General features: G+C 59.8%; 16 protein-coding genes and 2 tRNA genes. 6 read left to right on the top strand and 12 right to left on the bottom strand.

The features are described 5' to 3' along the window. Window positions 1-34 precede the first annotated feature (34 nt). Together WFJ47_RS07770 and WFJ47_RS07765 are read left to right on the top strand one after the other, a co-directional pair. Window positions 35-111 (top strand) — tRNA-Met (locus WFJ47_RS07770). Between the two features lie 259 nt (window positions 112-370). Further along, the gene (locus WFJ47_RS07765) at window positions 371-1162 is read left to right on the top strand and encodes an alpha/beta fold hydrolase (protein ID WP_336762074.1); all 792 of its coding nucleotides are present in this window, start codon (window positions 371-373) and stop codon (window positions 1160-1162) included. A gap of 36 nt (window positions 1163-1198) precedes the next feature. Here the strand turns inward: WFJ47_RS07765 and putA are convergent, their stop codons facing one another. Continuing rightward, window positions 1199-4771 carry a bifunctional proline dehydrogenase/L-glutamate gamma-semialdehyde dehydrogenase PutA gene (putA, locus tag WFJ47_RS07760; RefSeq protein WP_336762072.1) on the bottom strand — a complete coding sequence of 1191 codons (3573 nt, stop codon included), beginning with the start codon at window positions 4769-4771 and terminating at the stop codon, window positions 1199-1201. A 140-nt stretch (window positions 4772-4911) separates the two neighbouring features. On the opposite strand from putA, the gene WFJ47_RS07755 reads away from it, so the two are divergent. Beyond that, on the top strand, window positions 4912-5364 hold the full coding sequence (locus tag WFJ47_RS07755) for an Lrp/AsnC ligand binding domain-containing protein (protein WP_127100060.1): 453 nt from the start codon (window positions 4912-4914) through the stop codon (window positions 5362-5364). Between the two features lie 11 nt (window positions 5365-5375). Here WFJ47_RS07755 and WFJ47_RS07750 read toward each other — a convergent pair whose 3' ends face one another. The 7 genes from WFJ47_RS07750 to ssb all read right to left on the bottom strand — a co-directional run bounded on the left by WFJ47_RS07750 (window position 5376) and on the right by ssb (window position 13231). Next, entirely contained in the window at window positions 5376-6467 is a 1092-nt protein-coding gene (locus WFJ47_RS07750) for a hypothetical protein (protein WP_127099820.1), read from the bottom strand. Window positions 6468-6925: 458 nt separating this feature from the next. Beyond that, window positions 6926-8320 carry a hypothetical protein gene (locus WFJ47_RS07745; RefSeq protein WP_336762069.1) on the bottom strand — a complete coding sequence of 465 codons (1395 nt, stop codon included), beginning with the start codon at window positions 8318-8320 and terminating at the stop codon, window positions 6926-6928. A gap of 236 nt (window positions 8321-8556) precedes the next feature. Next, window positions 8557-8632: transfer RNA gene (locus WFJ47_RS07740), tRNA-Lys, on the bottom strand. Window positions 8633-8752: 120 nt separating this feature from the next. After that, window positions 8753-9226 (bottom strand): peptidylprolyl isomerase, encoded by a 474-nt coding sequence (locus tag WFJ47_RS07735; RefSeq protein ID WP_127099925.1) that lies wholly within the window; start codon window positions 9224-9226, stop codon window positions 8753-8755. Between the two features lie 45 nt (window positions 9227-9271). Continuing rightward, window positions 9272-9799, bottom strand: a complete 528-nt coding sequence (gene coaD, locus WFJ47_RS07730) for a pantetheine-phosphate adenylyltransferase (RefSeq protein WP_336762067.1) — start codon at window positions 9797-9799, stop codon at window positions 9272-9274. Further along, window positions 9789-12566, bottom strand: coding sequence for a DNA gyrase subunit A (gyrA, locus tag WFJ47_RS07725; protein WP_408868631.1), 2778 nt, complete (start codon window positions 12564-12566; stop codon window positions 9789-9791). The genes coaD and gyrA overlap by 11 nt, the downstream gene beginning before the upstream one ends. A gap of 119 nt (window positions 12567-12685) precedes the next feature. After that, window positions 12686-13231: a single-stranded DNA-binding protein gene (gene ssb, locus WFJ47_RS07720; RefSeq protein WP_127099931.1), complete on the bottom strand. Its 546-nt coding sequence runs from the start codon at window positions 13229-13231 to the stop codon at window positions 12686-12688. Between the two features lie 178 nt (window positions 13232-13409). On the opposite strand from ssb, the gene uvrA reads away from it, so the two are divergent. Both uvrA and WFJ47_RS07710 read left to right on the top strand, forming a co-directional pair. Further along, window positions 13410-16343, top strand: coding sequence for an excinuclease ABC subunit UvrA (gene uvrA, locus WFJ47_RS07715; protein ID WP_336762063.1), 2934 nt, complete (start codon window positions 13410-13412; stop codon window positions 16341-16343). Further along, window positions 16340-17284, top strand: coding sequence for a glyoxylate/hydroxypyruvate reductase A (locus tag WFJ47_RS07710; RefSeq protein WP_336762061.1), 945 nt, complete (start codon window positions 16340-16342; stop codon window positions 17282-17284). The genes uvrA and WFJ47_RS07710 overlap by 4 nt, the downstream gene beginning before the upstream one ends. A gap of 250 nt (window positions 17285-17534) precedes the next feature. On the opposite strand, the gene WFJ47_RS07705 is transcribed toward WFJ47_RS07710, so the two are convergent. The 4 genes from WFJ47_RS07705 to WFJ47_RS07690 all read right to left on the bottom strand — a co-directional run bounded on the left by WFJ47_RS07705 (window position 17535) and on the right by WFJ47_RS07690 (window position 24348). Beyond that, complete coding sequence (locus tag WFJ47_RS07705; RefSeq protein ID WP_336762059.1) at window positions 17535-19145, bottom strand: efflux transporter outer membrane subunit; 1611 nt, start codon at window positions 19143-19145, stop codon at window positions 17535-17537. Then, window positions 19142-20323, bottom strand: coding sequence for an efflux RND transporter periplasmic adaptor subunit (locus tag WFJ47_RS07700; protein ID WP_336762057.1), 1182 nt, complete (start codon window positions 20321-20323; stop codon window positions 19142-19144). The genes WFJ47_RS07705 and WFJ47_RS07700 overlap by 4 nt, the downstream gene beginning before the upstream one ends. Further along, complete coding sequence (locus WFJ47_RS07695; RefSeq protein ID WP_127099941.1) at window positions 20323-23487, bottom strand: efflux RND transporter permease subunit; 3165 nt, start codon at window positions 23485-23487, stop codon at window positions 20323-20325. The genes WFJ47_RS07700 and WFJ47_RS07695 overlap by 1 nt, the downstream gene beginning before the upstream one ends. Window positions 23488-23955: 468 nt before the next feature. Continuing rightward, window positions 23956-24348, bottom strand: a complete 393-nt coding sequence (locus WFJ47_RS07690; RefSeq protein WP_127099943.1) for a helix-turn-helix domain-containing protein — start codon at window positions 24346-24348, stop codon at window positions 23956-23958. Between the two features lie 438 nt (window positions 24349-24786). Here WFJ47_RS07690 and WFJ47_RS07685 point away from each other — a divergent pair, with 438 nt between their 5' ends. Further along, entirely contained in the window at window positions 24787-25278 is a 492-nt protein-coding gene (locus tag WFJ47_RS07685) for a hypothetical protein (RefSeq protein WP_336762054.1), read from the top strand. Window positions 25279-25303: the final 25 nt, after the last annotated feature.

The following is a 25303-nucleotide window of genomic DNA, read 5'->3' as shown; positions in this document are numbered from 1 at the left end:
CCCTGATCCACCCCACAAAACACCCCACCACCCTCGCGGGGTGGAGCAGCCCGGTAGCTCGTCAGGCTCATAACCTGAAGGCCGCAGGTTCAAATCCTGCCCCCGCAACCAAATCCCCACACATACAGATACAGACGTACTCAGCAGCGTAGTGCACAGCGCCCTGCACATAGAACGTGCACAGCGGCCAATACACGTGCCCAATGCCCAATGCCCAAAACACAGGCACCAGCATAGCGGCGCCGAAAACCTCTTTCGGGGGGGGCAATCGTGCAGGCATCACAAGCCCGGCAAACATAACAACGATCTCTTGAGAAAGAAGAATATGTCATGAGAAGATGACGTCTCTGTCGAAGCAGGGAGTCGTAGAATGCAGCGTCGTGAGATCCTGACAGGACTCCTCATAGCCGCCGCACTCGGGGGAATTTCCGCCGCCGAAGGAACACCAATGCACCGACCGGTCGTGCTCGTCCATGGATTGAATTGCGGCGGATGGGTCTGGCGCTTCGTCGCACCATTGCTCACCGCGCGTGGATTCGACGTGATTACTCCGACACTGACCGGCACGGGGGATCGGGCCCATCTCCTCTCCCATGAGATTACGCTCGAGACGCACATAGAGGACGTCATCGCTACAATCGACATGCTGGATCTGGAAGATGTCGTGCTCGTCGGGCATTCCTATGGCGGCATGGTGGTCACCTGCGTGGCCGACAGGCTGAGAGAGCGTGTGAGCAGGTTGATCTATCTCGACGCATTGGTGGCGCAAAACGGGAAGACGGCTTTCGATATCTTGCCTGTCGGCATGGCCGACACACGGCGCGAGCGAGCCCATACGAAAGGGGCTGACGTTGCATTTCCTGTTCCGCCCGAATCTGCCATTTCCTTCCCTGATCCTGAACGCAAGGACTGGTTTTACGCCCATTTGCGGCCTCACCCGGTGGGGACCTATGAGACCCAGGCTCGGCTGAGCCATCAACCGGGTCATGGATTGCCGGTGACCTATATCGCCTATGAAAATCCGGCTTTGGCATCGATAGAACCCAGCCGCGCCTATGCGCGGTCCCGGAGCGATTGGCATTATCGCTCTGAGGCGGTGCCGCATGATGCAGAGGTGGTGTACCCGGAAAAGGTTGCCGGTTTTATCGCTGAGTCCGTCTGAACATCGCCGGAGTGCCTGGCTCCGGCGATATCGGTATCAGACGCGCGCCATCAGGGCGGCGTTTCCGCCTGCGGCGGTCGTGTTCGTGCTGCAGGCATATTCCAGCACGAGCCATTCTAGCGGGTAGTGGCCTGATATGTCAGGTGCATGCAGGGAGACGATCTGACCGGGACGTGTGGCAAGCTCAGCGCCGAGCGCACGACGGAATGCCTCATCCCCGTTTGCCAGGGCGACGTCGAGTGTTTCGACACTCTCCGCTTTGACGATGAGAGCGTCAAAACCGGGCGGTAATTCGGGGAGCCCGGACAGGAGCTGATCCGGCACGGCACAGCGATTGCCAGTGGCGAGTCCCGCCATGATCTGTGTGCACAGATCATGGGTCGTGGGGCCAGCGCAGAGGACCGTTCCTCTGGGAGCCAAATTGTAGAGATTTGTCTCGCCTACCGGTCCCGCCAGGGAAAGAGAGAGGCCCAGCAAGGTGGTGTCGGGAGCAGGAAGCACGGTCTTCTCGGAGAGGCTCGTCGCCACCCAGTCAGCGAAGAGCCGGGCATTGCTCGGGAGGGCGGTTGTGTACTCGGCAGGAAGAGCTGGGCGCTGGGCGAGCAGGCGACGCAAATAGAGTGGGCCGCCCGCCTTTGGGCCCGTACCGGAAAGTCCGTGGCCACCAAAGGGCTGTACGCCGACGACCGCACCCACGAGATTGCGATTGATATAGATATTGCCCGCATGGCTCTGGGCCTTGAGGGTTTCGATCGTGTCATCGATGCGGGAATGAACGCCGAAAGTCAGGGCGTAGCCTGTCGCATTGATAGCCCTCATGACCTGCGAGATATCCTCGCGGCGGTAGCGCAGAACATGCAGGACGGGACCGAACACTTCCTTCTTGAGGTCGGATATTGCGTTGATCTCGATCAGGGTCGGGGGAATGAAGGTGCCGGACTGGGCCTCAGGCGCGAGGGAGGTCTGATAGACTCGATGACCCTGAGCCCCGAGCGTTGCGATATGATCCGCAATCATGGTCTGGGCCTCGGCGCTGATAACTGGGCCGATATCGGTTTCGGGGCGTTCGGGCGTGCCTGTTCGCAACTCGCTCATTGCTCCCTGGAGCATGGTGACCACGCGATCTGCGCTTTCCTCCTGCACGCAGAGCAGGCGCAGGGCGCTGCAGCGCTGGCCCGCACTATCGAAGGCAGAAGCCAGTACGTCGGCGACGACCTGCTCTGTCAGGGCTGAGCTATCAACGATGAGGGCATTCTGACCGCCGGTTTCAGCGATGAATGGCACAGGGGTCAGATCGCTGTTCAGACGACCCGCGAGCTGTTTTTGAATCAAACGAGCAACGTCGGTGGAGCCGGTAAAGAGCACGGCGGTGATGCGTGGATCGCCGACGAGCTGCGCGCCAGCTACGCCTTCGCCCGGGATGAGATGAACCGCGTTTTGCGGAATGCCGGCCTCATGCAGGAGGCGGATGGCCTCGCGGGCAATGAGGGGCGTTTCTTCCGCAGGTTTGGCGAGAACGGTGTTGCCTACAGCGAGGGCGGCCGATACCTGACCGAGGAAAATAGCCAGGGGGAAATTCCAGGGGCTGATGCAGGCGACCGGACCGAGAGGCGCTGCATCTTGCAGCGTGCCGCGTGCCTGCGCCCCGTAATAGCGAAGGAAATCGACAGCCTCGCGTATTTCGGCCACGGCATTGGCGAGTGTCTTGCCCGCCTCGCGCATGATAAGCGCCATGAGGCGAGGCATATCGGCCTCCAGAAGTTCTGCTGTTCTCTCGAGATGCGCTGCGCGCTGCGTAGCCGGTGTATCGCGCCACAGCGGGAAAGCGGCTTGCGCTTGCTGAATGGCGCTTTCGATGTCGGCCGTACCCATAAAGCCTATATGCCCGACGATATCGTCTCGATTGGCGGGATTGCGGACAGGCGTTCCCTGTGTGCTCGTCAGATGCGGGTCGGGGGCCAGGAAGACCCGCGCGAGTTGGCGCAGTGTGTTTTCGTCGGAGAGGTCGAGACCACGCGAATTCAGCCGCTCGTCACCGTAAAGCGCGGGGGGGAGCGGTACGGTATAGGCGGGTGGTATTGCCCGGGCGAGGGTAACCGGGTCGGTGCTCAACTCATCCACGGAGATCGTTTCATCCTGGATGCGATTGATGAACGACGAATTCGCGCCGTTTTCGAGAAGGCGGCGGACCAGATAGGCGAGCAGCGTTTCATGGGTACCGACCGGCGCGTAAATGCGTACGGGGCGGTCGAGCTTTTTCGGGCCGACGACCTCGTTATAGAGCCCCTCGCCCATACCGTGCAGACACTGAAACTCATAGCGCTCGACGGAGAATTCGGAGCCTGCATAGGCGTGAATGCTGGCCAGGGTCTGGGCGTTATGGGTCGCGAATTGAGGAAAAATGGCGTCCGGCGCGTCTAGCAGTTTCTTCGCACAGGCAATATAGGCGATATCGGTATGCAGCTTGCGGGTGTAGACGGGGAAGTGGCTCTGGCCGTCACTCTGGGCGCGCTTGATCTCGCTGTCCCAGTAGGCGCCTTTGACGAGGCGGACCATCAGGCGGTGCTGGCTACGTCTGGCGAGATCGATGATCCAGTCAAGCACGAAGGGCGCACGCTTCTGATAGGCCTGCACCACGAACCCGATGCCCTTCCAGTTTCTGAGCGATTCATCGAAACACAGGGCCTCGAGGAGATCCAGCGAGAGCTCGAGACGATCCGCCTCTTCAGCGTCGATATTGAAGCCGATATCGTAGGAGCAGGCGAGATGGGCAAGCTGGGTCACACGGGGAAGAAGCTCAGTCAGCACGCGCTCGCGTTGCAGGCGGGCATAACGAGGATGAAGCGCTGAGAGCTTGATGGAAATGCCTGGCCCGCGATAGACGCCCTGTCGGCTTGCAGCATTGCCAATCGCGTGGATGGCGTTTTCGTAGTCCCGGTAATAGCGCTCGGCGTCCTCAGCCGTCATCGCGGCTTCGCCCAGCATATCGTAGGAGTAGCGGAAGCCTCTCCCCTCAAGCTTGCGGCCGTTTTTCAGAGCCTCATCGATGGTCTGTCCGGTGACGAATTGTTCGCCCATGAGACGCATGGCCATGTCTACGCCACGACGAATGACAGGCTCGCCGCATCGCTTGAGCAAGTTATCGAGCGTTTTCGGAAGGCGGCTTGTTTGCGTGCTGGAGAGGAAGCCGCCGGAAACGATAAGACCCCATGTGGCCGCATTGACGAAAAGCGGCGTGCTGCGGCTGATATGGCCATGCCAGTTGCCGGTTGCGATCTTGTCCCGGATGAGGGCATCGCGTGTTGCGATATCCGGAATGCGCAGAAGGGCTTCGGCGAGGCACATCAATGCCACGCCCTCCTGCGAGGATAGATCATATTCCTGGATCAGACCTTGAACGAGGCCCGGTGTGCCGTTGCGACGAAGGGTCTCGACCAGGGCTCGTGCCGTTACGCGGGCAGTTTCTGCCTGTGCGGGAGCGAGCGTGGCCTCTTCCGCCAGTTGCGCCATGCGGGTGTCTTCCGGCGCGCGCGTATGGTCGGTGATGGCCTGACGCAGGGGGGAGCGTTCAGGGACGATCGCGCGGAAGGCAGAAAAAGGAGCGGTCATGCGAGGCCATATCGTTGCTGGTTGTTTATGATCCCTTAAGGCGGCTTCAGCAAAATGAGCTCTGGAAGATTGATGTTTGAGCCGTTTATTATTCTGTGTTTCTGTGGGTAGGCGAATTAAAGTTTGGGGACGCCATGACGCTGGACGAGATGGATCGCAGGATACTGAGAATACTGCAGAAGGACGGGCGGATCACGAATGTCGAGCTGTCACGCATGATCCATCTGAGCCCTGCAGCAACGCTCGAGAGAGTGCGGAAACTCGAGCAGGCCGCAGTGATACGGGGTTATATGGCGCGGCTGGAACCAGAGACGGTCAATCTTGGTCTGCTCGTTTTCGTGCAGGTGACGCTGGACCGGACGAGCGCCGATATCTTCGACTCCTTCGCCAAGGCGGTGCGTGCCATTCCTCAGGTGAGCGAATGCTATATGGTGGCGGGCGGGTTCGATTATCTGGTCAAGGCGCGCGTACGGGACATGAACGCCTATCGGGCGTTTTTAGGCAAAACCCTGACGCGTCTGCCCGGCGTGAGACAGACGCATACCTACACGGTCATGGAAGAGGTAAAGGCGGATCTGGAACTGCCGATTTGAGGGCAGTGCCGTCAGTCCAGACACGCAACGCCCTGATGGAGGTCAAAAGAGAGTTTCGCGCCCTCGAGAGCGGACATCGTCAGGATGGGAGGCTTCGTGGAATCCCCGACCCTATAGCGTATGCGGGCCTGCACATTGTGATGGTCCAGACGCAGGGTAGTGCGATGCAGAACTGCGTTTTCACTGATCATGCCGGTACCGGTTTCGAATTTTTGTTTGGTCTTCATCCCGGCCTGAGCAGCGAGCGTGGGGCGCTGGATTACCAGCGGCTCTGGGGAATTATCGCCTGTCATCAGTGCAGCCAGACGACGCTGGCCGTCATAGGAGACAGGGAGGAGGAACGCGGCATCGAGCCCCCCGATATCCGATTGCAGCGCGGCATGACGATGGCAGGAAAACGGAGCGTCCGGACCGAAACTCATGCCGTGATCCGTCATGACGACATGGATCAGGACGCCGAGGGACTGAAGGCCAATGACGACATGGCTGGTTTTTGCCACGATCATGAGCTGATTGTGAAAGATCGTATGACCGAGGGTCAGGCTCGAAACCTGCACGAGATCGGCTTTTTCGGCCTGTATCGTGTCGTCGCGCAGTGATGAGACAGTGCCGACCACCGGCCAATGATGACTGCGCTGCAAAGCCTGAGGTACTGCTCCCAGGACACTGCCTGTATTGATGACCGCATGCACCTGGCTTCCGTCCAGATCGATCAGAGTGCCGGCCGTCGCCGTTGTCACACCATCGACGAGCGTCTGGAACGGATTGAAGGAGACCTCATCGCTGCGTGGCCCTTTGACTTCAACTGGGAGCACGCCTGATTCCGGAACTGAAAGGGTGACTTGATCAAGGTCTGTGAGGACAAGGTCGGGTTTGTCGTAAAAGGCGACGAGGGGCGTGCGAAAAGCGCGATCAATGAATCGTTTTCCACCTGCCCATTCGGGAAGGCGGTTCTCAAGAAGAAGGTCGCCGGTCAGGAATGTGACGAGCATGAAATTGAACGGATTGACGCTCTGAGCCGGGTTACTCCATGGGGCTGCGCGGCGTAGTGCTTCCTGAATGATGTGATCGGCGTGGAAGAGGTCACCCTGAGTCCGGGCCATGGAGGCATCACATAGGGCGAGCAGCATCATATTGAAGGCTGGTTCAGGACCAGGAGTTCTTTCGAGGGAATTTCTTATCGTGACCAGTCGGCTAGTATCCCCTGCTTCGAGGGCGGAGAGAATGCCTCGGGTATCGCTCGCGGCAAGCGTGGTTCTACCTCGTTTGTCGGTGGCCAGCAGGTCTGCCTCGAAGAAATGGACTGGCCCTTTTGGCGTTTCTGACGGGGAGTTCCCAGCATGGGCGGGGTAAGCCGCATAGAGAAAAGGTGCTCCAACCATGGTCGTGAGAAGGAGTAGTCGAGACAAGCGCATGTTTCGGAACCCGTTTTGACTCAAAAGTGACGCGGACCGCAGTGCGGGAGAGCAGGATGTCGGCCGCTCCCGGTGTTTCTGGCTCCACCTGTATTCCGGAGGAGACTATCTGGCTCCCCGAGGGACAGGTGAGGCACCCTGGTTGCTCAGCGCAGGCAGGCCATGCTCTCAGGCAGGTCGAAGGAGAAGCTAAGTGTCTTGAGCGCCGCCATTGAGATGACAGGCAGGTCGGCTGGGTTGCCGATCTGGTATCTCACGCTGGAGTGCAGACTCTTGCCGGCGATCTCGATGGTATCACTTTGCATGAATGTCTCGTGGGCGCGCTGACCATAGGCCGTGCCGAGATATTCTGTCCTGCTGCGATGCGCCATATTACCGGAGAAGCTGGCGATATTGACCGTCAGAAGATCGGGAGCATTGTCTTCTGTTCCGATGATTGCCTGGGTATCGCCTCGTGAATAGGACACGGGGAACAGAAGATACATGCTGACCCCGGACCTGAAGCTGCTGACGACAGGCCGCAGATTGCATGAGATTGGCGCTGAGGCGCCGAAGCTGAGGCGACGGTTGGTCATCGTCAGATGACGGAGACGGCTCAGTTGTTGCAAGCCAATCAGAACCGTTTCTGAACGCGTTACTGTCATGATCTGGTTTGTCAGGACTGTCCGTCCAATCTTGATGGACGGGATGAGGACGACCGCTTCTGTGCGCGGGTCGGGTGAGGAATCCTTGCTTCCAGCCAACCGGCCAATGACAGGCCAGCGATGGTCCCGTTGCAAAGAGAACGGGATGGAACCGATAACGGTCGCGGTGCCGAAGGTGGCTGTCGCTGGCACGTCGTCAATCAGCACAGTCGCCTTTGCAGAAATTGAGGTTTGGTCGTCGAACTGGGTTTCGGACGGATCCAGATCGATGGCATCCGAGGGCGGTCCATCGAGTTTTGATTCAGGAATTGCACGAGCTGGTACGGAGAGCTTGAGGAAGTCGATATTCTGGAATTCAAGGTCGGGTATATTGTAGTAGGCCCTGACAGGCGCATAGAAGCCGGACTGAAGATGCTCTGTTTCTTCTGCCCAGTCACGGATGCGGCCCATCAACATCAGATTGCCGATATGGATGCTACGCAGCATGATCTGGATGGGATTGATCGTCTGGGAGAGGTCACCGAACTTCCCTGCCTCGTGAAGAGCTTGCAGGATGATATTCGATGAATGGGCGAAATCACCGTCCACGCGCGCAATGGAGGCATCACACAGAGCGATCATCATCTTGCGTAGCGGAGGGGCATTTTCCGCTGAAGCCACGACCGCACGAAGACTTTCGAGGCGGGCTCTGTCGCCCGCTTCCATCGCATCGTTGATTCCATAGCTGTCACGAACGCCGATATGGGCGATGTTTGTCCGATTATCCCGGAAGATCAGATCTCGATCGAAACCCAGAATAACGGGTCCCTGCGGAAGAGGCGTAGCGGCGGCTGTGTAATCAGCCGAGCCCCATAGAAATAGGGCCAAGAGCGGGATAAGATGCGGGAGATAACGCACGACAATGGCTCCATAAGGGAGTTCTCGTTAATTTCCCGACAGTATATACGCGGTATGTTCCTTCGAATATTGAGATCATAGGATCATCCGATCGGGCCTGTGAAGATGTGACGCAATTGTCACGCGTCATCGGCCCTCTTTCGGCGAAGGGGCGTGAGAGACGCAGCCTTGTGTCGGACAACGCATCCATATCCGCCGCAATGGGGTATTCTGCCGACCATACTGTTTTTGGGGAGTGGTGAACCGGGTGGGACTCGAACCCACGACCATTCGATTAAAAGTCGAATGCTCTACCGGCTGAGCTACCGGTTCACTTGAGGCGTCTGGCTACAGGAAGCGCCAGAAGCCGTCAACCGACTGAATCGGGTTCCGCCGGTTTTCGGCAGGGTATTACCCTGCGTAGTCGCCCGGTTTTCGGCCGGGCGGTGGAAATCAGGCTTCAGGACGCATGGAGAGAATGGTGTCGGGGTCCTTGACCATGCCCGATGCACCGGCACCGCGCTTGATCTGGTCGATATGCTCCATACCCGAAACGACCTGACCGGCAATCGTGTACTGGCCGTCTAGGGAGGGGGTGGGCTGGAACATGATGAAGAACTGGCTGTTGGCCGAGTTCGGGTTCATGGTACGTGCCATGCCCAGCGTGCCACGCTCGAACTTCGCTTCACGGGTGAATTCGGCCTTCAGGTCGGGCAGGTCGCTGCCGCCCGAACCGGTACCTGTCGGATCGCCGCCCTGTGCCATGAAGCCCTCGATGACGCGATGGAACTTCACGCCGTCATAAAAGCCCTGCTCGGAAAGGGTGCGCAGGCGCTCTGAAGCGAGGGGGGCGAGGTCGGGACGGAGTTCGATCACGACATCGCCGGTCTTGAGCTTCATGACGAGGCGGTTATTGGTCTCGGACATTGACTTCTATCCTTGTGTTTGCGGAGCCTGGAAAGGCCACGCGGCCTATGTCGGCCTCTTTCCTGCTTTCGACAAGAGAAGACGGGCGATATTCGCGGGAACGTACGGGTTTATATCCCCTCCGAAGGCCAGAAGCTCGCGCACGATGCGCGAGGCAACGAGCCGGTGTTCTTCCCGGGCGGTCAGGAACATCGTTTCGAGCTCGGGAGCGAGTTGTCGATTGATGGCCGCCATCTGGCTCTCTGTTTCGAAATCGGCCGAGGAACGCAGACCGCGAATGACGCAATGGGCACCCTCCTTGCGGGCGGCCTCAATCATGAGCGTGTCAAACCCGACAACCCGAAAGGTCTTTCCACCGGGGCACAGAGGCAGAAGCGTCTGTTCGATGACGCTGCAGCGCTCATCCAGAGAGAGTAGCGGGCGTTTGGCGGCGCTGAGCGCTACGCCCACGACCAGCTCATCGAATTGTGCGAGCGCGCGAAGCGTTATGTCGCGATGACCAATCGTGAAGGGGTCGAACGTGCCGGGATAGAACCCGACACGTCTGCCGCCGGGAAGGAACTCAGCCTGCACTGTCTTCAGGCGCGGCTGGGCTTTCAGGGGGTTCAGGCGCGGAGTCGGATGTTGCGATGGCGTCGGATTCCTCGAGAGAGGTCTCAGCGTCATCAGCCTCGGTGCCTTCGGATTCGGCAACCGGGAAGATGCTGGTTACTCGCTCCTCTCCCCCGACGCGGAACAGGGTGACGCCGCTGGCCTGTCGGGCCATGACGCGCACCTGCGAAACGGGGACGCGGATGAGGCGCCCCACATCGGTGACCATCATGACGTCGGTGCCGTCGAGTGTGGGCAGGGTCGCAACGACCTCGCGACCGCGCTTGCGATTGGTGAGGGTCATGTTGGCAATGCCCTGGCCACCGCGACCGCTGACCCGATATTCGTATGCTGAGGAGCGGCGGCCGAAGCCGGCGTCAGTGACGGTGAGCAGGATCTCTTCCTGCGCGGCGAGCTCGTCGAAGCGCTCCTGAGTCAGATCGCCGGCATCGACGGCTTCATCGGCGTCGTCAGAGGCGATCTCCTCGATCTCCTCCTCGGTGCCTGCGGCATTGGCCGCAGCTTCCGCGCGTCGCTTGGCGTTGGCCGCACGCAGATAGGCGGAGCGTTCCTCGACGCTGGCGTCGACATGGTTGAGGATGCAGAGCGAATTGACCTCATCGCCTGTGGCAAGACGGATACCGCGTACGCCCGAGCTGTCGCGTCCGGCGAAGACGCGCAACGTATCATCGGTGATCTGGAAGCGGATGGAGCGGGCCTTGCGCGTGGCCAGGAAGACGTCCTGACCCTCGCGGCAGGTGGCAACACCGACAAGGCTGTCGCCCTCATCGAGCTTCATGGCGATCAGGCCGGAGGCGCGGATATTCTTGAAATCGCTCAGGCGATTGCGTCGGACATTGCCGCTGGCCGTCGCAAAGACGAGGTGCAGGTCTTCCCACTGCTCTTCTTCCTGCGGGAGAGCGAGAATGGCCGTGATCGAATCCGTGCCGAGGTCGGGCAGGAGATTGACCAAAGCGCGCCCTTTGGCGGTGGGTGAGGCTTCTGGCAGGCGCCAGACTTTCTCGCGATAGGCCTTGCCGCCCGAGGAGAAGAACATGACCCATTGATGGGTGTGGGCGTTGAAGCTGTTGACGATGACATCGTCACCACGCCGCCCTGCTGCCGTGCGGCCACGACCACCCCGGTTCTGGGCGCGGAAGATTTCAAGCGGGGTACGCTTGATGAAGCCGTCACGCGTGATGGTGACGACCATCTGGCCGGGTTCGATCAGGCTTTCATCCGACTGGTCGCCCAGTGCGTCCGAGATCTCGGTCATGCGCGGGGTGGCGATTTCGGCGCGGGCCAGGAGCAACTCGTGACGCATGACTTCCATGCGACGGACATGGCTGCCGATGATCTCAAGCAGTTCGTTGATCTTGGTGGCGACCTCGCTCAGCTCGCCCTGGATCTTGTCACGTTCCAGTCCGGTCAGGCGCTGCAGACGCAGTTCCAGAATGCCACGGGCCTGAACTTCGGTCAGATGAACCTTGCCATCAATGATGACATTACCCTCATCGTGGATCAACTCGATGAGCGGTTGCACGTCGGCGGCGTTCCAGGCGCGGGCCATGAGCGATTCGCGTGCAGTGGCGGCATCGGGGGCGCTTCGGATGAGCGCGATGACTTCATCGATATTGGCGACCGCGATGACGAGACCGACCAGCAGATGGCCGCGATCGCGCACCTTGTTCAGGTCAAAACGCGACCGGCGCAGGATGACATCTTCGCGGAAACGGATGAAGGCTTCCAGAACATCCTTGAGCCCCATGGTGCGGGGCTTGCCGTCATCGAGGGCAAGGCAGTTGACGCTGAAGGAGGTCTGAAGCTGGGTGAAGCGATAGAGCTGGTTCAGCACGACTTCCGGGGTTGCGTCGCGCTTGAGCTCGATCACGATACGCATGCCGGAGCGATCGCTCTCATCGCGTATGTCGGAGATACCCTCGATTTCCTTGGCACGAACGAGATCGGCGATCTTTTCCTGCAATGTCGCCTTGTTCACCTGATAGGGAATTTCGGTGACGATGATCGCCTGACGGTCCTTGCGGATATCCTCGATCTCGGCGCGCGCGCGCATGGGTACGGAACCGCGACCCGTTTCGAAAGCCTGGCGGATGCCGCGGCGGCCCATGATGATGCCGCCCGTCGGGAAATCCGGGCCGGGGATGATCTTCATCAGATCATCAAGGGTGGCTTCCGGGTTTTCGATCAGGGCGAGGGTCGCGTCGATGACTTCGCCGGGGTTGTGCGTTGGAATGTTGGTGGCCATGCCTACGGCTATGCCGGAGGCGCCATTGACCAGAAGATTAGGGAAGGCAGCGGGCAGAACCTTGGGTTCGCTCTCGCTTTCATCGTAGTTCGGCTGGAAATCGACCGTATCTCGGTCGATGTCGTCGAGCAGGAAGGACGCCGATTTGGCCAGACGTGCTTCAGTATAACGCATGGCGGCCGGGCTGTCGCCGTCGACCGAGCCGAAATTGCCCTGACCATCGATGAGACGGACGCGCATGGACCAGGACTGGGCCATACGCACCATGGCGTCATAGATCGAGCTGTCGCCATGGGGGTGGTATTTACCCATGACGTCACCGACCGCACGGGCCGATTTGCGATAGGGCTTGTCGGAGGTGAAGCCGCTCTCGCGCATGGCGTAGAGAATGCGGCGATGGACCGGCTTGAGGCCGTCACGCACATCCGGCAGCGCACGCGACACAATGACCGACATGGCATAGGCGAGATAGGAGGAGCGCATTTCCTCCTCGATGGTCACCGGGATCTGGTCAGTCGGGGAGGCGGGCGGCGTCAGGTCGGTCAAGGCAGGTCCGTCTTGTTGCTGTGTCGGTCAGGGAGGAGAGAGTCGGACGAGGGGGCTCAGAACGGAATTTCGTCGTCCAGATCACCGCCCGGCGCATCCCAGCCACCGCCGTTATTCCCGCCGGTGTTGCGCGCGGGGGGCTGATTCATGCCACCGCCGCCACTGCGAGCTGGGGCATTGCCGCCGCCATAGGAGCGTGATGGGCCGCTTTCATAGCCACCGCCCATGCCCCCACCTGACTCGCCGTCGCGGTTGTTATCGAGCAAGGTAAGCTCGCCACGGAAACGGTCCAGAACGATCTCGGTCGTGTAGCGCTCCTGACCCGACTGGTCGGTCCATTTGCGGGTCTGGAGCTGGCCTTCGACATAGACCTTGCGGCCCTTGCGCAGGAAACGCTCGGCGACATCGGCCAGACGCTCATTGAAGATCACGACGCGGTGCCACTCGGTGCGCTCCTTGCGCTCGCCCGAGGCACGGTCGTTCCAGCTTTCGGAAGTGGCGACGGTAAGGTTGACGATCTTCGCGCCGGACTGCGCATTCCGGGTCTCCGGGTCGCGGCCCAGATTTCCCACCAGAATGACCTTGTTCACACTTCCTGCCATGGCGACCGACCTTACATACTGAAAAACACACCATCCTACCTCAGCAACGCGTCGCCGTCACGCCCGGGGCTTCGTCAGGCTCGACTTTAATCCTGTGACCGGCAATCTTACATAGGTCCTGAAACGTTCTCGTTTGCTGATCCCCTTTTCCTGTCCCTGTTCCTGACGCGTGGTGCTGATGTCTGATCTGCCGTACAACCAGTCCATTCGTGTACGCGGTGCCCGTGTGCACAATCTGAAGAATATCGACGCCGATATTCCCAGGGACCAGCTGACGGTAATCACGGGGCTGTCGGGCTCCGGCAAGTCGTCTCTCGCTTTCGATACAATCTACGCTGAGGGGCAAAGGCGCTATGTCGAGAGCCTTTCAGCCTATGCGCGTCAGTTTCTGGAGTTGATGGGTAAGCCCGATGTGGACTCCATCGAAGGGCTGTCACCTGCCATCTCGATCGAGCAGAAGACCACGTCGAAGAACCCGCGTTCGACCGTAGGGACGATTACCGAGATCCATGACTATATGCGCTTGCTCTGGGCGCGGGCGGGCGTTCCCTACTCGCCGGCTACCGGCCTGCCCATCGAGGCGCAGACGGTGAGTCAGATGGTCGATCGTGTAATGACAATGGAAGAAGGGACGCGGCTGATGCTGCTGGCCCCCGTCATCCGTGATCGCAAGGGGGAGTACCGCAAGGAGCTGGCGGAGCTCCAGCGCAAAGGCTTCACAAGGGTGAAGGTCGATGGCGAAACGTATGAAATTGCTGAGGCACCCCATCTGAACCGCAAGCTGCGCCATACGGTGGAAGTTGTGGTCGATCGTATTGTGGTCAAGGCGGGTATCGAGACCCGGCTGGCCGACAGCTTTGAGACCGCGCTGGGCCTGGCCGATGGCGTGGCTTATGCGGAGCAGGTGCGCCGTGCGGGAGAGGATGGCGAGAGCGAGCATATCGTCTTCTCGGCGAAGTTCGCCTGCCCGGTGAGCGGTTTCACGCTGGAGGAAATCGAGCCGCGTCTTTTTTCGTTCAATGCGCCGATGGGGGCCTGCCCGGTCTGCGACGGCATTGGCACCGAGACGCATTTTGACGCCCGTTTGATCGTGCCCGATGAAAGCCTCTCCCTCGCCGAGGGCGCTCTTGCGCCGTGGCGGGACGCCAAGACCCCTTGGTACGAGCAGACGCTCGAGGCGATGGCGAAGCATTTCAGGGAAAAGATGACGACGCCCTGGAAAAAGCTGGGCGAGGGCTTTCGAAAGGCGCTGCTGGAGGGGAGCGAGGACTCGATCCTGTTCACCTACAAGGATGGCAAGCGCGCTTACGAGCTGACAAAGCCGTTCGAAGGGGTCACGCGCAACCTTCAGCGCCGTCTGGCCGAGACGGACAGCATGTGGGTGCGTGAGGAAATGTCGCGCTACCAGTCTGACGTACCCTGTCATGCCTGTCATGGCGCGCGTCTCAAGCCTGAGGCGCTCTGCGTACGCATCAACCATCTCAATATCGCCCAGGCTTCAGACCTGACGATCAGGCGCGCGCTCGACTGGTTTGGGGGGGTAGAAGCCTCTCTGACGCCGCAGCGCGCTGAGATTGCCCGGCGCATTCTGCGCGAGATTCTCGACCGCCTGCGCTTTCTGGATGATGTGGGTCTCGATTATCTGACCTTGTCGCGCGGCTCTGCAACACTTTCAGGCGGGGAGAGCCAGCGCATTCGCCTGGCGAGTCAGATCGGATCCGGGCTGACGGGTGTGCTTTATGTACTCGACGAGCCTTCGATCGGGCTTCATCAACGCGACAACGAGCGACTACTCGGAACGCTCGACCGGCTCAAGAAGCTGGGAAATACGGTGATCGTGGTCGAGCATGACGAGGACGCCATCCGAGCGGCGGACTGGCTGATCGATATGGGCCCCGGGGCAGGCGCGCTGGGCGGCACGGTGGTTGCGAGCGGTCGCCCGGAAGAGGTGGCGAAGAACGAGAACAGCATTACTGGAGATTATCTTTCCGGCAGGCGCATGATCCCGGTGCCCGCAAAGCGACGACCCTATGACGCGGAGCGCATGCTCACTCTGGTGGGCGCAACGGGTAATAATCTGCATGACGTGACCGCGCGTTTCCCGCTGGGCTGCTTCGTCGCGGTAACCGGTGTATCAGGAGGGGGTAAGTCGACCCTTGTCGTGGATACGCTCTACAAGGCCCTGTCTCGCGAACTGATGGGCGCAAACCAATCTCCTTTGCCGTATCGGGCATTGGAGGGACTGGAGCATCTCGACAAGATCATCGACATCGATCAGTCCCCGATCGGGCGGACACCGCGTTCAAACCCGGCGACTTATACGGATTTGTTCACCCCGATACGCGACTGGTTTGCAGAGCTCCCCGAGGCCAAGGCGCGCGGCTACAAGCCGGGGCGCTTCTCGTTCAATGTCAAGGGTGGGCGATGCGAGGCCTGTCAGGGCGATGGCGTTCTCAAGATCGAGATGCATTTTCTGCCCGACGTGTTTGTGACCTGCGATACCTGCAAGGGGCAGCGCTACAATCGCGAGACGCTGGACGTGAAGTTCCGCGGCAAGTCGATTGCCGATGTGCTGGCCATGACGGTTGACGAGGCGCTTCCGTTTTTTCACGCGGTCCCGCGAATCCGCGACAGGCTGGCGATCCTCCAGCAAGTCGGGCTTGGTTATGTGACCCTCGGTCAGCAGGCGACCACGCTCTCAGGGGGAGAAGCCCAGCGTGTGAAGCTGTCGAAGGAGCTGGCACGGCGAGCGACTGGACGCACGCTCTATATCCTCGATGAGCCAACGACAGGGCTTCATACCGAGGATGTGCGCAAATTGCTGGACGTGCTGCATGCGCTGGTCGATCAAGGGAATACCGTTCTTGTGATCGAACATAATCTGGACGTGATCAAGACAGCGGACTGGCTCATTGATATCGGGCCGGAAGGGGGCGATGGTGGGGGCAGGATTGTCGCCGAGGGCCCGCCTGAGGTTATCGCGGCGACCGCGGGGAGCCATACCGGGCGTTTCCTCGAACCGCTCCTCCCTTCGAGACCGGTGGCAGTCGAGACATCCGTCAAAAAGAAGAAGGCCACGGTAGTGGCTCGAAAAAAGGTGCGTGCGTCATGACCATTCTAGTGCCGTTCTGTGGCCGGATCACTCCCAAGGAGAGGCAGGAAAGTCTGGAGTCGATCAATGCGGCCCTGAACAACATCCGTGTATTGCCCTTCGAGGATCTGACGGATGGAGAGCGGCGGACGGCGCGTATGGCGGTTGTCGCCAATCCCGATCCGGCTGATCTGGCCGATCTGCCTATGCTCGAGTGGGTGCAAAGCCTTTGGGCGGGTGTTGAACGTCTCGTCGAGGAAATGCCACGTCGTGGCGTGCGCATCGTACGCATGACAGATCCGCAGCTTGCCCTGACCATGTCAGAGGCGGTTCTGGCCTGGACGCTTTATCTGCATCGGGACATGCCCGCTTATCGGGAGCAGCAGGAAAAGAAGCGCTGGCATCAGCAGCCCCTCGTGATGCCCGAGGATCGTCCCATTGGCATTCTGGGGATGGGGAATCTGGGTCGGGCAGCGGCGCACAGGCTGAAGGAGAACGGGTTTCCGGTCATGGGATGGAGCCGTACTCCCTGGGCGCGTGCGGATATTCCGATGAAATACGGTCCCTCAGGTCTCGAGGCGATCCTGCGCCAGAGCGCCATTGTTGTGGTTCTGCTTCCCCTGACACCCCAGACACGAGGCCTCCTCGATGATTGGCGATTTGGCCAGATGCAGTCGGGGGCTTCGATCATCAATTTCGCTCGTGGGCCGATCATCGATCAGCAAGCACTGACCAGAGCCCTTGACCGGGGGCATCTGCGGCATGCCGTGCTGGACGTCTTCGAGCGCGAACCTCTACCCAAGGAAGACCCGCTCTGGTCTCATCCAAAGGTGACAATCCTGCCGCATATCACGGCACCAACCCAGACGGGGACGGCGTCCAATCTGGCGGCACAGAACATCCAGGCTTTCTATGATCAGGGGCTCATTCCGGATTCCGTGAACCGGGAACTGGGCTACTAAGGCTGCTGTCTAAATAGTGTGAGGGTCTGTCAGGTCAAAAGAGGCCGATTTTTCGGCGCTCGCTAGCCAAGCACGCTCATGGGCTTGCGTGCGGCATGTAAGATGGTTCCTGGAACACCGCCGGGTCGTTAAGGCTCGACCCGCCTAGGGCGCGGCGTCTCGCAGGTGCTGACGTTTTGAGGCCCGCTGACCGAACGAGATTCCGAAAAATATTCGCTGGCCCCCACAGAAAGGCCAGCGATACCGGGTTTTATTGCTCGCTCATGGGACGCAGCGTCTTGCCCGTTGCTGCAGCGGGGGCCTGAGGGGCGGCGCTGCTGAGATTTTCGAACTGCTCCGGATGCTGTGAGATATCCACGCCTCCGACAGGTTGCGGATGATGCAGGGCGTCATATTGCAGCGGGGTGATCGACAGCGTCTGGTCCATTGTCGGCAGGAGCTTGACGTTCCAGCCACCACCCAGCGAGCGGATGAGGCCGATATCTGCCTGATAGAGGCGCGTCGCAACCTCGATCTGATGGATGCGCGTTTCGAGCGTTTGTACCTGAGCAAAGATGGCTTCGAGATACGTGCCCACTCCGCCCTGATAGAGCGTCATGGTCATGTTCTGAGTAGCCAGCGTGGCATCCACCGCTTTCTCGAGAGTCCGGTTCTCCTGAGCGAGCCGGTTGGTGCGAGACAGCCCGTCTTCCACTTCGCGGAAGGAGTCCAGCACCTTGCTGCGGTAATTGTCGCGCGTCTCACGATAGGCCGACCAGGCATGCTGGAGCTCTGCGCGCCTCAGGCCACCCTCGAAGATGGGCAACTCGAAGGAAGCACCATACGACCAGAGCGAATTTGCCAGATTGGCCAGATCGAAGCCATTCTGGGCAAAGCCACCACCGGCCTGCAACGAGACATGCGGATAGAACGCGGCGCGTGCAATACCGATTTCGCGATTGGCCTGGGCCATTTCGCGTTCGGCGCTGGCAATATCCGGGCGGCGCTGCAAAAGCTCTGAAGGAACGCCAGCGGGGATGCTGGGCTGATGGAAGCCCATGATTTGTGTCGGGGCAATATGGAAAGACGAGGGTGACGCGTTGGTCAGGATGGCGATCGCATGTTCCGTTACCTCGCGTGCGGCCTGGACGTCGAGTTCGGCGGCTTGGGTGGAATAGAGCTGTGCCTGCGCACGGGCGACATCGAGACGCGGTGCTGCCTGATTCAGCAACTGGTTCTGCGTGATCTGTAGGGCTTTCTGGTAGTAGCCGATCGACTGGTTGTAGATTGCGATCTGAGCGTCATAGCCGCGCAACTGCACATAGTCGGAAGCGAGCTCCGCCTGAAGACTCAGCCGCGACATGGCGAAATCGGCCGCTTTTTCCTGAGCATATTGCTTTCTGGCGCGCACATGATTGCGTATGGCGGACCAGAAATCCGGCTCCCAGGAGGCAAGGCCGTGATATTCCTCATCCGTCTCCGTGATATTACCCTTGTATCGGAACAGACGGTCTTCGGACTGCTTGTTATCGAAGGCGCCTGCGCCGATGGCAAGATGAGGCAGGAGTTCCGAACGGGCCTGCACTACAAGGGCGCGGGCCTGGATGAAACGCTCCGCAGCCGCTTGTAGATCAGCGTTCGACGTTGTGAGCGTGGCTTCCATCTGATTGAGAAGCGGGTCGTTCAGCAACGTCCACCAATTGGTGGGAAGGGTCGTATCGGCTGGCGTCGCGGTGGCGAAGGGACCCTGACCGTGCCAGCTGGCTGGCACGACGAAGGTGGGGGGCTTGTAGGTTGGCGCGAGGTCACAGGCTGAGAGGCCGAATGCCGTCAGAACCGTGCCGCAGGCCAGAACCAGCTTCTTGATCTTGTGTGTGGTCATTCCGAGGCCCCGAATCCGGACTGGTTATAGCCGCGCTGTGGGGTGGTGACGGTGACCTTGTCACCCTCCAGCAGGTCGGCGGGCGGGTTGGCGATGATGCGATCCTTGGGCGAGATGCCCGCCTGGATTTCGGTCGAGGTGTCGGCCATGCGTCCTACGACGACATTCTTGTAATGCACCGTGTTGTCGTCATTCACGACGACGACCTGCATGCCCTTTTCCTCGAAGACGAGGGCGGAGGTGGGGACCTCGTACAGATGTGCTGTCTCATTATGTGCTTTGAGCTGGACCGAGGCGAAGGTGCCCGGCCACAGGACTTCACCAGGGTTTTCCATGGTGAATTCGGAGGTCACGGTGCGGGTGTTCGGGTCATAGCCGCGCGCCGTGGTCAGGAAGCTCGCGTGGAACTTCTTGTCCTTGAACTGGGGCACGCTGACATCGGCGGTGATGTCGGATTGGAGGATGTAGGAGAACACTTCAGGCACGGAGACAAAGAGGCGCAGCTTGTGCACGTCGGCCACGGTGAAAAGCTCTGACGCGCCGCCTGTGCTGTTGAGGTTGCCACCGCCATCATGGACGTAATCGCCTACGTTGATGCTGCGCGACGTCACAATGCCGTCGAATGGCGCAACGATCGTCTTGAATTTCTCGAGGGCGGCGAAATGGTCGACATTGCGTTGTGCAGCGTCGACTTCAGCTTTGGCCGATTGCTCATTCGCGTTCGAGACCGAGACGGACTGGCCTGATACCGACTGTGACTTGCCCATGGCGCGCCAGCGTTCGGCTGTGACGGCTGCGAGGTGGTATTTGGCGAGCACGGCATTCAGATCGGCCTGGGCCTGCGCGTATTGCGCGTCCAGCGCGGGCGCATTGATCTCGGCCAGCGCATCGCCCGCCTTCACATGGGCACCGTAATCCTTGAACCACATTTTCACGTAGCCCGAGACCTGCGGATAGATCGGGGCCTGATACCAAGCATCGATATTGCCCGGCAGGGTGAGGGCCACCTTGTCAGGTGACTGGATAGGATTCAGCACCGCGACGTTTGGAATGGCGTTCTGCGCCGTTTCGGTGGCGAGGGCGTGATTGTGGTGGACGCGACCGACAACGAGGGCGCCGACCCAGAGCGCGAGGACGCATCCTCCCGCAACAGCGATGATCTTGGGGGAGGTGGCCATTAGACGGTTTCCTTCTGGCGGGCAGAGCGGTTGTGCAGGATCGCGTAGACGCAGGGCACGAAGAGCAGGGTGGAGATGGTAGCCACGATCAGGCCGCCGATGACGGCGCGGCCGAGCGGCGCATTGGTGGAGTTCGATGTCGCCATCGGGATCATGCCGACGATCATGGCGAGCGCGGTCATGAGGACAGGGCGGATACGACCGTAACCCGCCTCGATGGCAGCGCGCAGCGCGTCGCCATGGACTTCGAGGCGTTCACGCGCGAAGGACACGACGAGGATCGAGTTGGCTGTCGCTGTGCCCATGCACATGATGGCGCCGGTGAGGGCCGGAACCGACAGGCGGGTGCCGGTCAGGAACAGGGCCCAGGCGATGCCGCCCAGCGCACCGGGAAGGGCCGTGATGATGATGAACGGGTCCAGCCAGGATTGGAAGTTCACGACGATCAGCAGATAGATCAGCACGACTGAGACGCAGAGCCCGAAGACGAGCTGGACATAGGCACCATGCATGGTGGTGGCCTGACCATGAACATCTACCGCTGTTGTGCGCGGCAGGTTGGGGGCATCCTTGGCGATGGTGTCGTTCACGGCGTCGAGCACGTTGCCCAGATCGGTGCCCTCGACGTTCACGTAGATGTCGATCTCGGACATCGAGTTGTAATGTGAGACCTCGCCTGGCGTACCGGTGGGTACGACATCGGCAATGGCGCCCAGAAGCTGTGTCTGGTCGTTGGGGTTGCCGTCACCCTTGTCGACTGGAACCGTGAGCAGGTCGTTCAGGTGGGTGAGCTGGTCCTGCGACGTATAGACGTTGAGCGGGAAGGTCACGTTATCGACCGGATCGAGCCAGAACTGGGGATCGACCACGCCAGAACCGGCGAGAGTCAGAAGTTCATTGGTGGCGAGATCGTTTTCGCTCAAACCGGTGGCCTGGCTGAAGGTACGGTTGCCATTCACCATGAGGGTAGGGGTGGACATGGTCTGCTGGATGACCACGTCGGCGGTGCCCGGGATCTGGCGGATCTTGCCGATCAGATGCTTGGCATAGTTGTAGTTGTCAGAGACGCTCGGGCCGGAGAGCTGAATGTCGATCGGCGCAGCTGAGCCGAAATTCAGGATCTTGTCGGTCAGATCGGCAGGCTGGAAGGTGAAGACGGTACCAGGAAAGCGTGCCGAGAGATCCTTGCGAAGCAGGGCGCGGTAATCCCAGACGGGGGATTCCTCGTCCTTCAGCGCGATGGTCAGATCGCAATCCTGCGTGCCGACGGTCGGCGTGGGGATGAAGGCCTGGTTGTGCGGACCCTCGGGCAGGCCGCAATTGGAAATGATGTTCTCGACCTTGCCCGGCAGGAGCTGGTTGATGCGGTTATCGACCAGGGCGGCAATACGCCCTGCGACCTCGATGCGGGTGCCGAGCGGCGCGCGCATATGCATTTGCAGCGCGCCGGATTTGACCTCGGGGAAGAAGTCACGACCGGCTACACCGTAGAGGCCGAGCGAGGCGACGGAGATCAGCAGGAATACGCCGACGAACATGCCGCGACGCGCTACGCACCGTGTAAGCAGCGTGTTGTAGCCTTCGCGGAAATTATTGAAGCGATGCTCGAAGCCGCGCTGGAAGCGTCCGAAGAAGCCCTTGGGCGCCGGCGCGTGATCGTCATGGCCGTGGGCGTGATGGATCTGACCGGCGAGGAGGAACTTCGCCATGGTGGGCACGAGGGTACGCGACAGGATGAAGGACGCGATCATGGCGAACATGATGGCGAGCGCCATGGGCATGAAGAGATAGCCCGCGACTCCTGAGAGCTCGAAGAGCGGCAGCCACACGATACAGATGCAGGTGGTGGAGACGAAGGTAGGAATGACGATCTGGTTGGCGGCGTCGATGATGGCGAGTTCGAGATCCTTGCCCATTTCGAGATGGGTATCGATGTTCTCGATCATCACGGTCGCATCGTCGACGAGGATACCTACGGCGAGGGCAAGTCCGCCGAGGGTCATGATGTTGATGGATTGCCCTGCCCAGCCGAGCCCGATGATCGAGCAGAGAATGGCGAGCGGGATCGATGTGGCGATGATGACGGTGGAACGCCACGAACCAAGGAACAGGAGCACCACGATACCGGTGAGGATGGAGGCCGTGATCATCTCACGAACAACATCCTTGATCTGTTCCTTCACCATGACTGAGGCATCGGCGAGGATGGAGACCTGGACGTCCGGAGGCAGGATGGCGCGCAGGCGTGGCAGAAGGGCCTTGGTGGCGGAAACGACGTCAAGGGTGGAGGCCGTGCCGCCCTTCTGGGTGATCATCTCGACGGCCTGGCGGCCCTTGACGAGCACGAGGTTGGTCTGGGGATGACCGCCTCGATACACATCGGCCACGTCACGGATATAAATGACGGCATTGCCTACGCGCTTGACCGGGATATTGGCGATGTCTTCCATCGATTCCGGGGCCGCGTTTGTCTGGACCATCCAGTCTGTCGCATCGATTTTCTGGTCACCGGCGGGGAGAACGATGTTCTGCGCGGTGAGCGCTGCCTGCACATCGGCGGCCGACAGGTGATGGGCGCGAAGCTGCTCCTGATTGAGCGAAACCATCACGAAGCTGTCCATACCCCCATAGGGATGGGCGACGACCGCGCCCGGAACCGTGGCAAGAAGCGGACGTACACGGATGACGCCGAGCTTGAACAGGTCGGAGGGGGTCTGTTTTTCGGAGGTGATCTGAAGCGCGATGACGGGAACCTGCGAGGGATCGAGCGCGACGATCATGGGAGCCGGGACCTTGGGAGGCAGGCCAAGCAGGATTGTCTGTGAGATGGCGGTCACTTCTGCTTCAGCCGTGCCGACAGGAGTGCCGGGCTGGAAGTAGATGTTGACGATCGAACGCCCGTAATAGGAATTCGACTCCATATGCTCGATGTTCTGCACAGTCGTCGTGACTGCCAGTTCGAAATTATAGGTGATTCGTCCGGCGAATTCGTTCGGCAGGAGACCGGGATAGGTCCAGATGACCGAGACGACCGGCACCTTGATTTCGGGGAATACGTCGGTAGGCGTCTTGAAGATCGACATGATTCCGAACATCAGAATCAGGATCGAAAAGACGACAAAGGTAAGGGGCCGCCTTAAGGCAGTTACGACGATGGCGTTCATGAATTCATGCGCTCTCTTCTCGTACGAAGGGAAGATGCCTTACGGCAGTTTGTGTTGTTTCATTAATCCGAATTAACATTAAGAAAATGATAGCGACTGCTTTGCGTCACCCATTACTTATTCAGATCACTCATCTTCGGATCGTATAAGCGCAGACATAAAATGTCGCATAAATGTTGTTTTACAAAATGGGCAACAACCTGATGCGAGGCCATTCTATGGCGCAACGCCATGATGGATTCTTGACATTATGGCTCAATGCCATTAATAAGACGTTAATCGTCCAGAAGTCGGATCGACTTCAAGGCGCAGCTGGTCGGTTGAAGCTGATCAATACGCGACGGCGTGAGACGCGAGGAGCAGGGAAAGCGTGCTTGTTCACGTTCTGTTCTTGCTGCGTGCAGCGTCGCACGCCGTGTCTGCGAGTGAAGAAGGCTGTGTTCTGGATGAGCGATGACAACAAGGACGCTAAAAATGGTCCCCATCTGGTATCCTGGGCTGATCAGGCATGTCGGAAAGCATGTTTCTGCCCTTGTGAGACGCCGTGTCCGTGGGCTGGAGCACCAGCTCTGGGTGCAGAGCGGCAAGACGAAGGGCCATCTCTTCGTCCGTACGTCCGTTCAAAACCCCCTTCAGAAGGAAGTCGGTCGAGACCCGTAGCCGGTTCGACAGAGAGAGGATGAGAAAGACGCTTGGCGCGCGATCCCCTTTCTCGATCTTGTTGAGAGTTGAGGCGTCGACGCCAAGAAGGCGTGCGCATTCACTCTGATTGGGGAAGACGAGTTCCCTTGCCCAGGTGATGCGTTTGCCTATGGCGCGCTGAACGATCGCAAGTGTGTCAGGGCGTTTGTGTTTGGCCATGTGACATTCATAGCAATGGCTCATTGCCAAATCCAGTGGGTATTTGCGCACCCTTGCGCTGCGCACGCTGATGGCAAAATGCCATAAAAGCTGGATCCGGGAGGAAGTGATGAGATTGAGTCGAGATAAGGGTCGGCGTGCTGCGACAGGAGCGGATCTCGTCCGCGCTCTGGCAGGTCTCGGGATGTCAGTAGGGCCGGCTTCTGCGCGAATACCGCGGCCGGGGCCCGAGGAGCGCGATGATACTGGCGCTCTGCCAGCAGGACATCCTGTGAGTTGGCAAGCGCTGTGGAAGGAGGAAATCGCCCCGGACTATCGCAGGGTGGCCTTTCGGAGCGGTTAGCCCCGTGTGCGAGATACAGGGATGACATGGAGCGTCGACTATCTGACGCGATAGGGTTGCGCGGCTGAGGCAGTTGATTGGGTTAGGGGCAGGATATGAGGAGACGGCAGGACATTTTGCATGAGGAGGCGGTTGTGCCGACGCCCGAGCGCATGAAGCGCGATCGTTTTAGAAAGCAGGGCGATGCGCTCAAGGTGCTGAGCACCGTGATCAAGCTTCAAGAGGCAGGGGATATCGGCGATGACGAGGTGGCTGCTGCCACGCGCTGGCGCAAGGAATATGATTTTGCCGTACTAGGGGTGGTCGACTCTCCTGACGCAGATCGTCCCGTCGAGAAAGGCGATATCCACACCTGGATGTTGGGGCGAGGAAAATGCGCCGAGAGACTGAGACAACTCAGCGAGACTCTCGGGACGGCGGTGCAAGCGCGTATCGACATGATGCTCGTGCGGGAGATGAGCTTTCCTGAAATGGCCCGACTGATTTACCCGGCAGGCCCGAGGGCGCAGGCGCGCACGAAGACCGTCGCACAATGTGCCCTCGCTCTCGAGCAGTTGAGTGAATATTATAAGAATAAAAAATATTGATTTATTTGAATAAACATAGTATATA

The organism is Asaia sp. VD9, assembly GCF_037150015.1.
In the GTDB taxonomy this organism is placed as follows: Bacteria; Pseudomonadota; Alphaproteobacteria; order Acetobacterales; family Acetobacteraceae; genus Asaia.
This window is presented reverse-complemented; position numbering and strand designations above follow the sequence as displayed.

Bases quoted from the DNA above. Each gene is read 5' to 3' on its own strand.
- ssb (WP_127099931.1), bottom strand. From the start codon at position 13,231: ATGGCAGGAAGTGTGAACAAGGTCATTCTGGTGGGAAATCTGGGCCGC.
- WFJ47_RS07705 (WP_336762059.1), bottom strand. From the start codon at position 19,145: ATGACCACACACAAGATCAAGAAGCTGGTTCTGGCCTGCGGCACGGTT.
- WFJ47_RS07695 (WP_127099941.1), bottom strand. From the start codon at position 23,487: ATGAACGCCATCGTCGTAACTGCCTTAAGGCGGCCCCTTACCTTTGTC.
- WFJ47_RS07735 (WP_127099925.1), bottom strand. From the start codon at position 9,226: ATGTCCGAGACCAATAACCGCCTCGTCATGAAGCTCAAGACCGGCGAT.
- putA (WP_336762072.1), bottom strand. From the start codon at position 4,771: ATGACCGCTCCTTTTTCTGCCTTCCGCGCGATCGTCCCTGAACGCTCC.
- WFJ47_RS07700 (WP_336762057.1), bottom strand. From the start codon at position 20,323: ATGGCCACCTCCCCCAAGATCATCGCTGTTGCGGGAGGATGCGTCCTC.
- WFJ47_RS07750 (WP_127099820.1), bottom strand. From the start codon at position 6,467: ATGGCCCGGACTCAGGGTGACCTCTTCCACGCCGATCACATCATTCAG.
- gyrA (WP_408868631.1), bottom strand. From the start codon at position 12,566: ATGCGCTCCTCCTATCTCGCCTATGCCATGTCGGTCATTGTGTCGCGT.
- uvrA (WP_336762063.1), top strand. From the start codon at position 13,410: ATGTCTGATCTGCCGTACAACCAGTCCATTCGTGTACGCGGTGCCCGT.
- WFJ47_RS07690 (WP_127099943.1), bottom strand. From the start codon at position 24,348: ATGGCCAAACACAAACGCCCTGACACACTTGCGATCGTTCAGCGCGCC.
- WFJ47_RS07710 (WP_336762061.1), top strand. From the start codon at position 16,340: ATGACCATTCTAGTGCCGTTCTGTGGCCGGATCACTCCCAAGGAGAGG.
- WFJ47_RS07765 (WP_336762074.1), top strand. From the start codon at position 371: ATGCAGCGTCGTGAGATCCTGACAGGACTCCTCATAGCCGCCGCACTC.
- WFJ47_RS07685 (WP_336762054.1), top strand. From the start codon at position 24,787: ATGAGGAGACGGCAGGACATTTTGCATGAGGAGGCGGTTGTGCCGACG.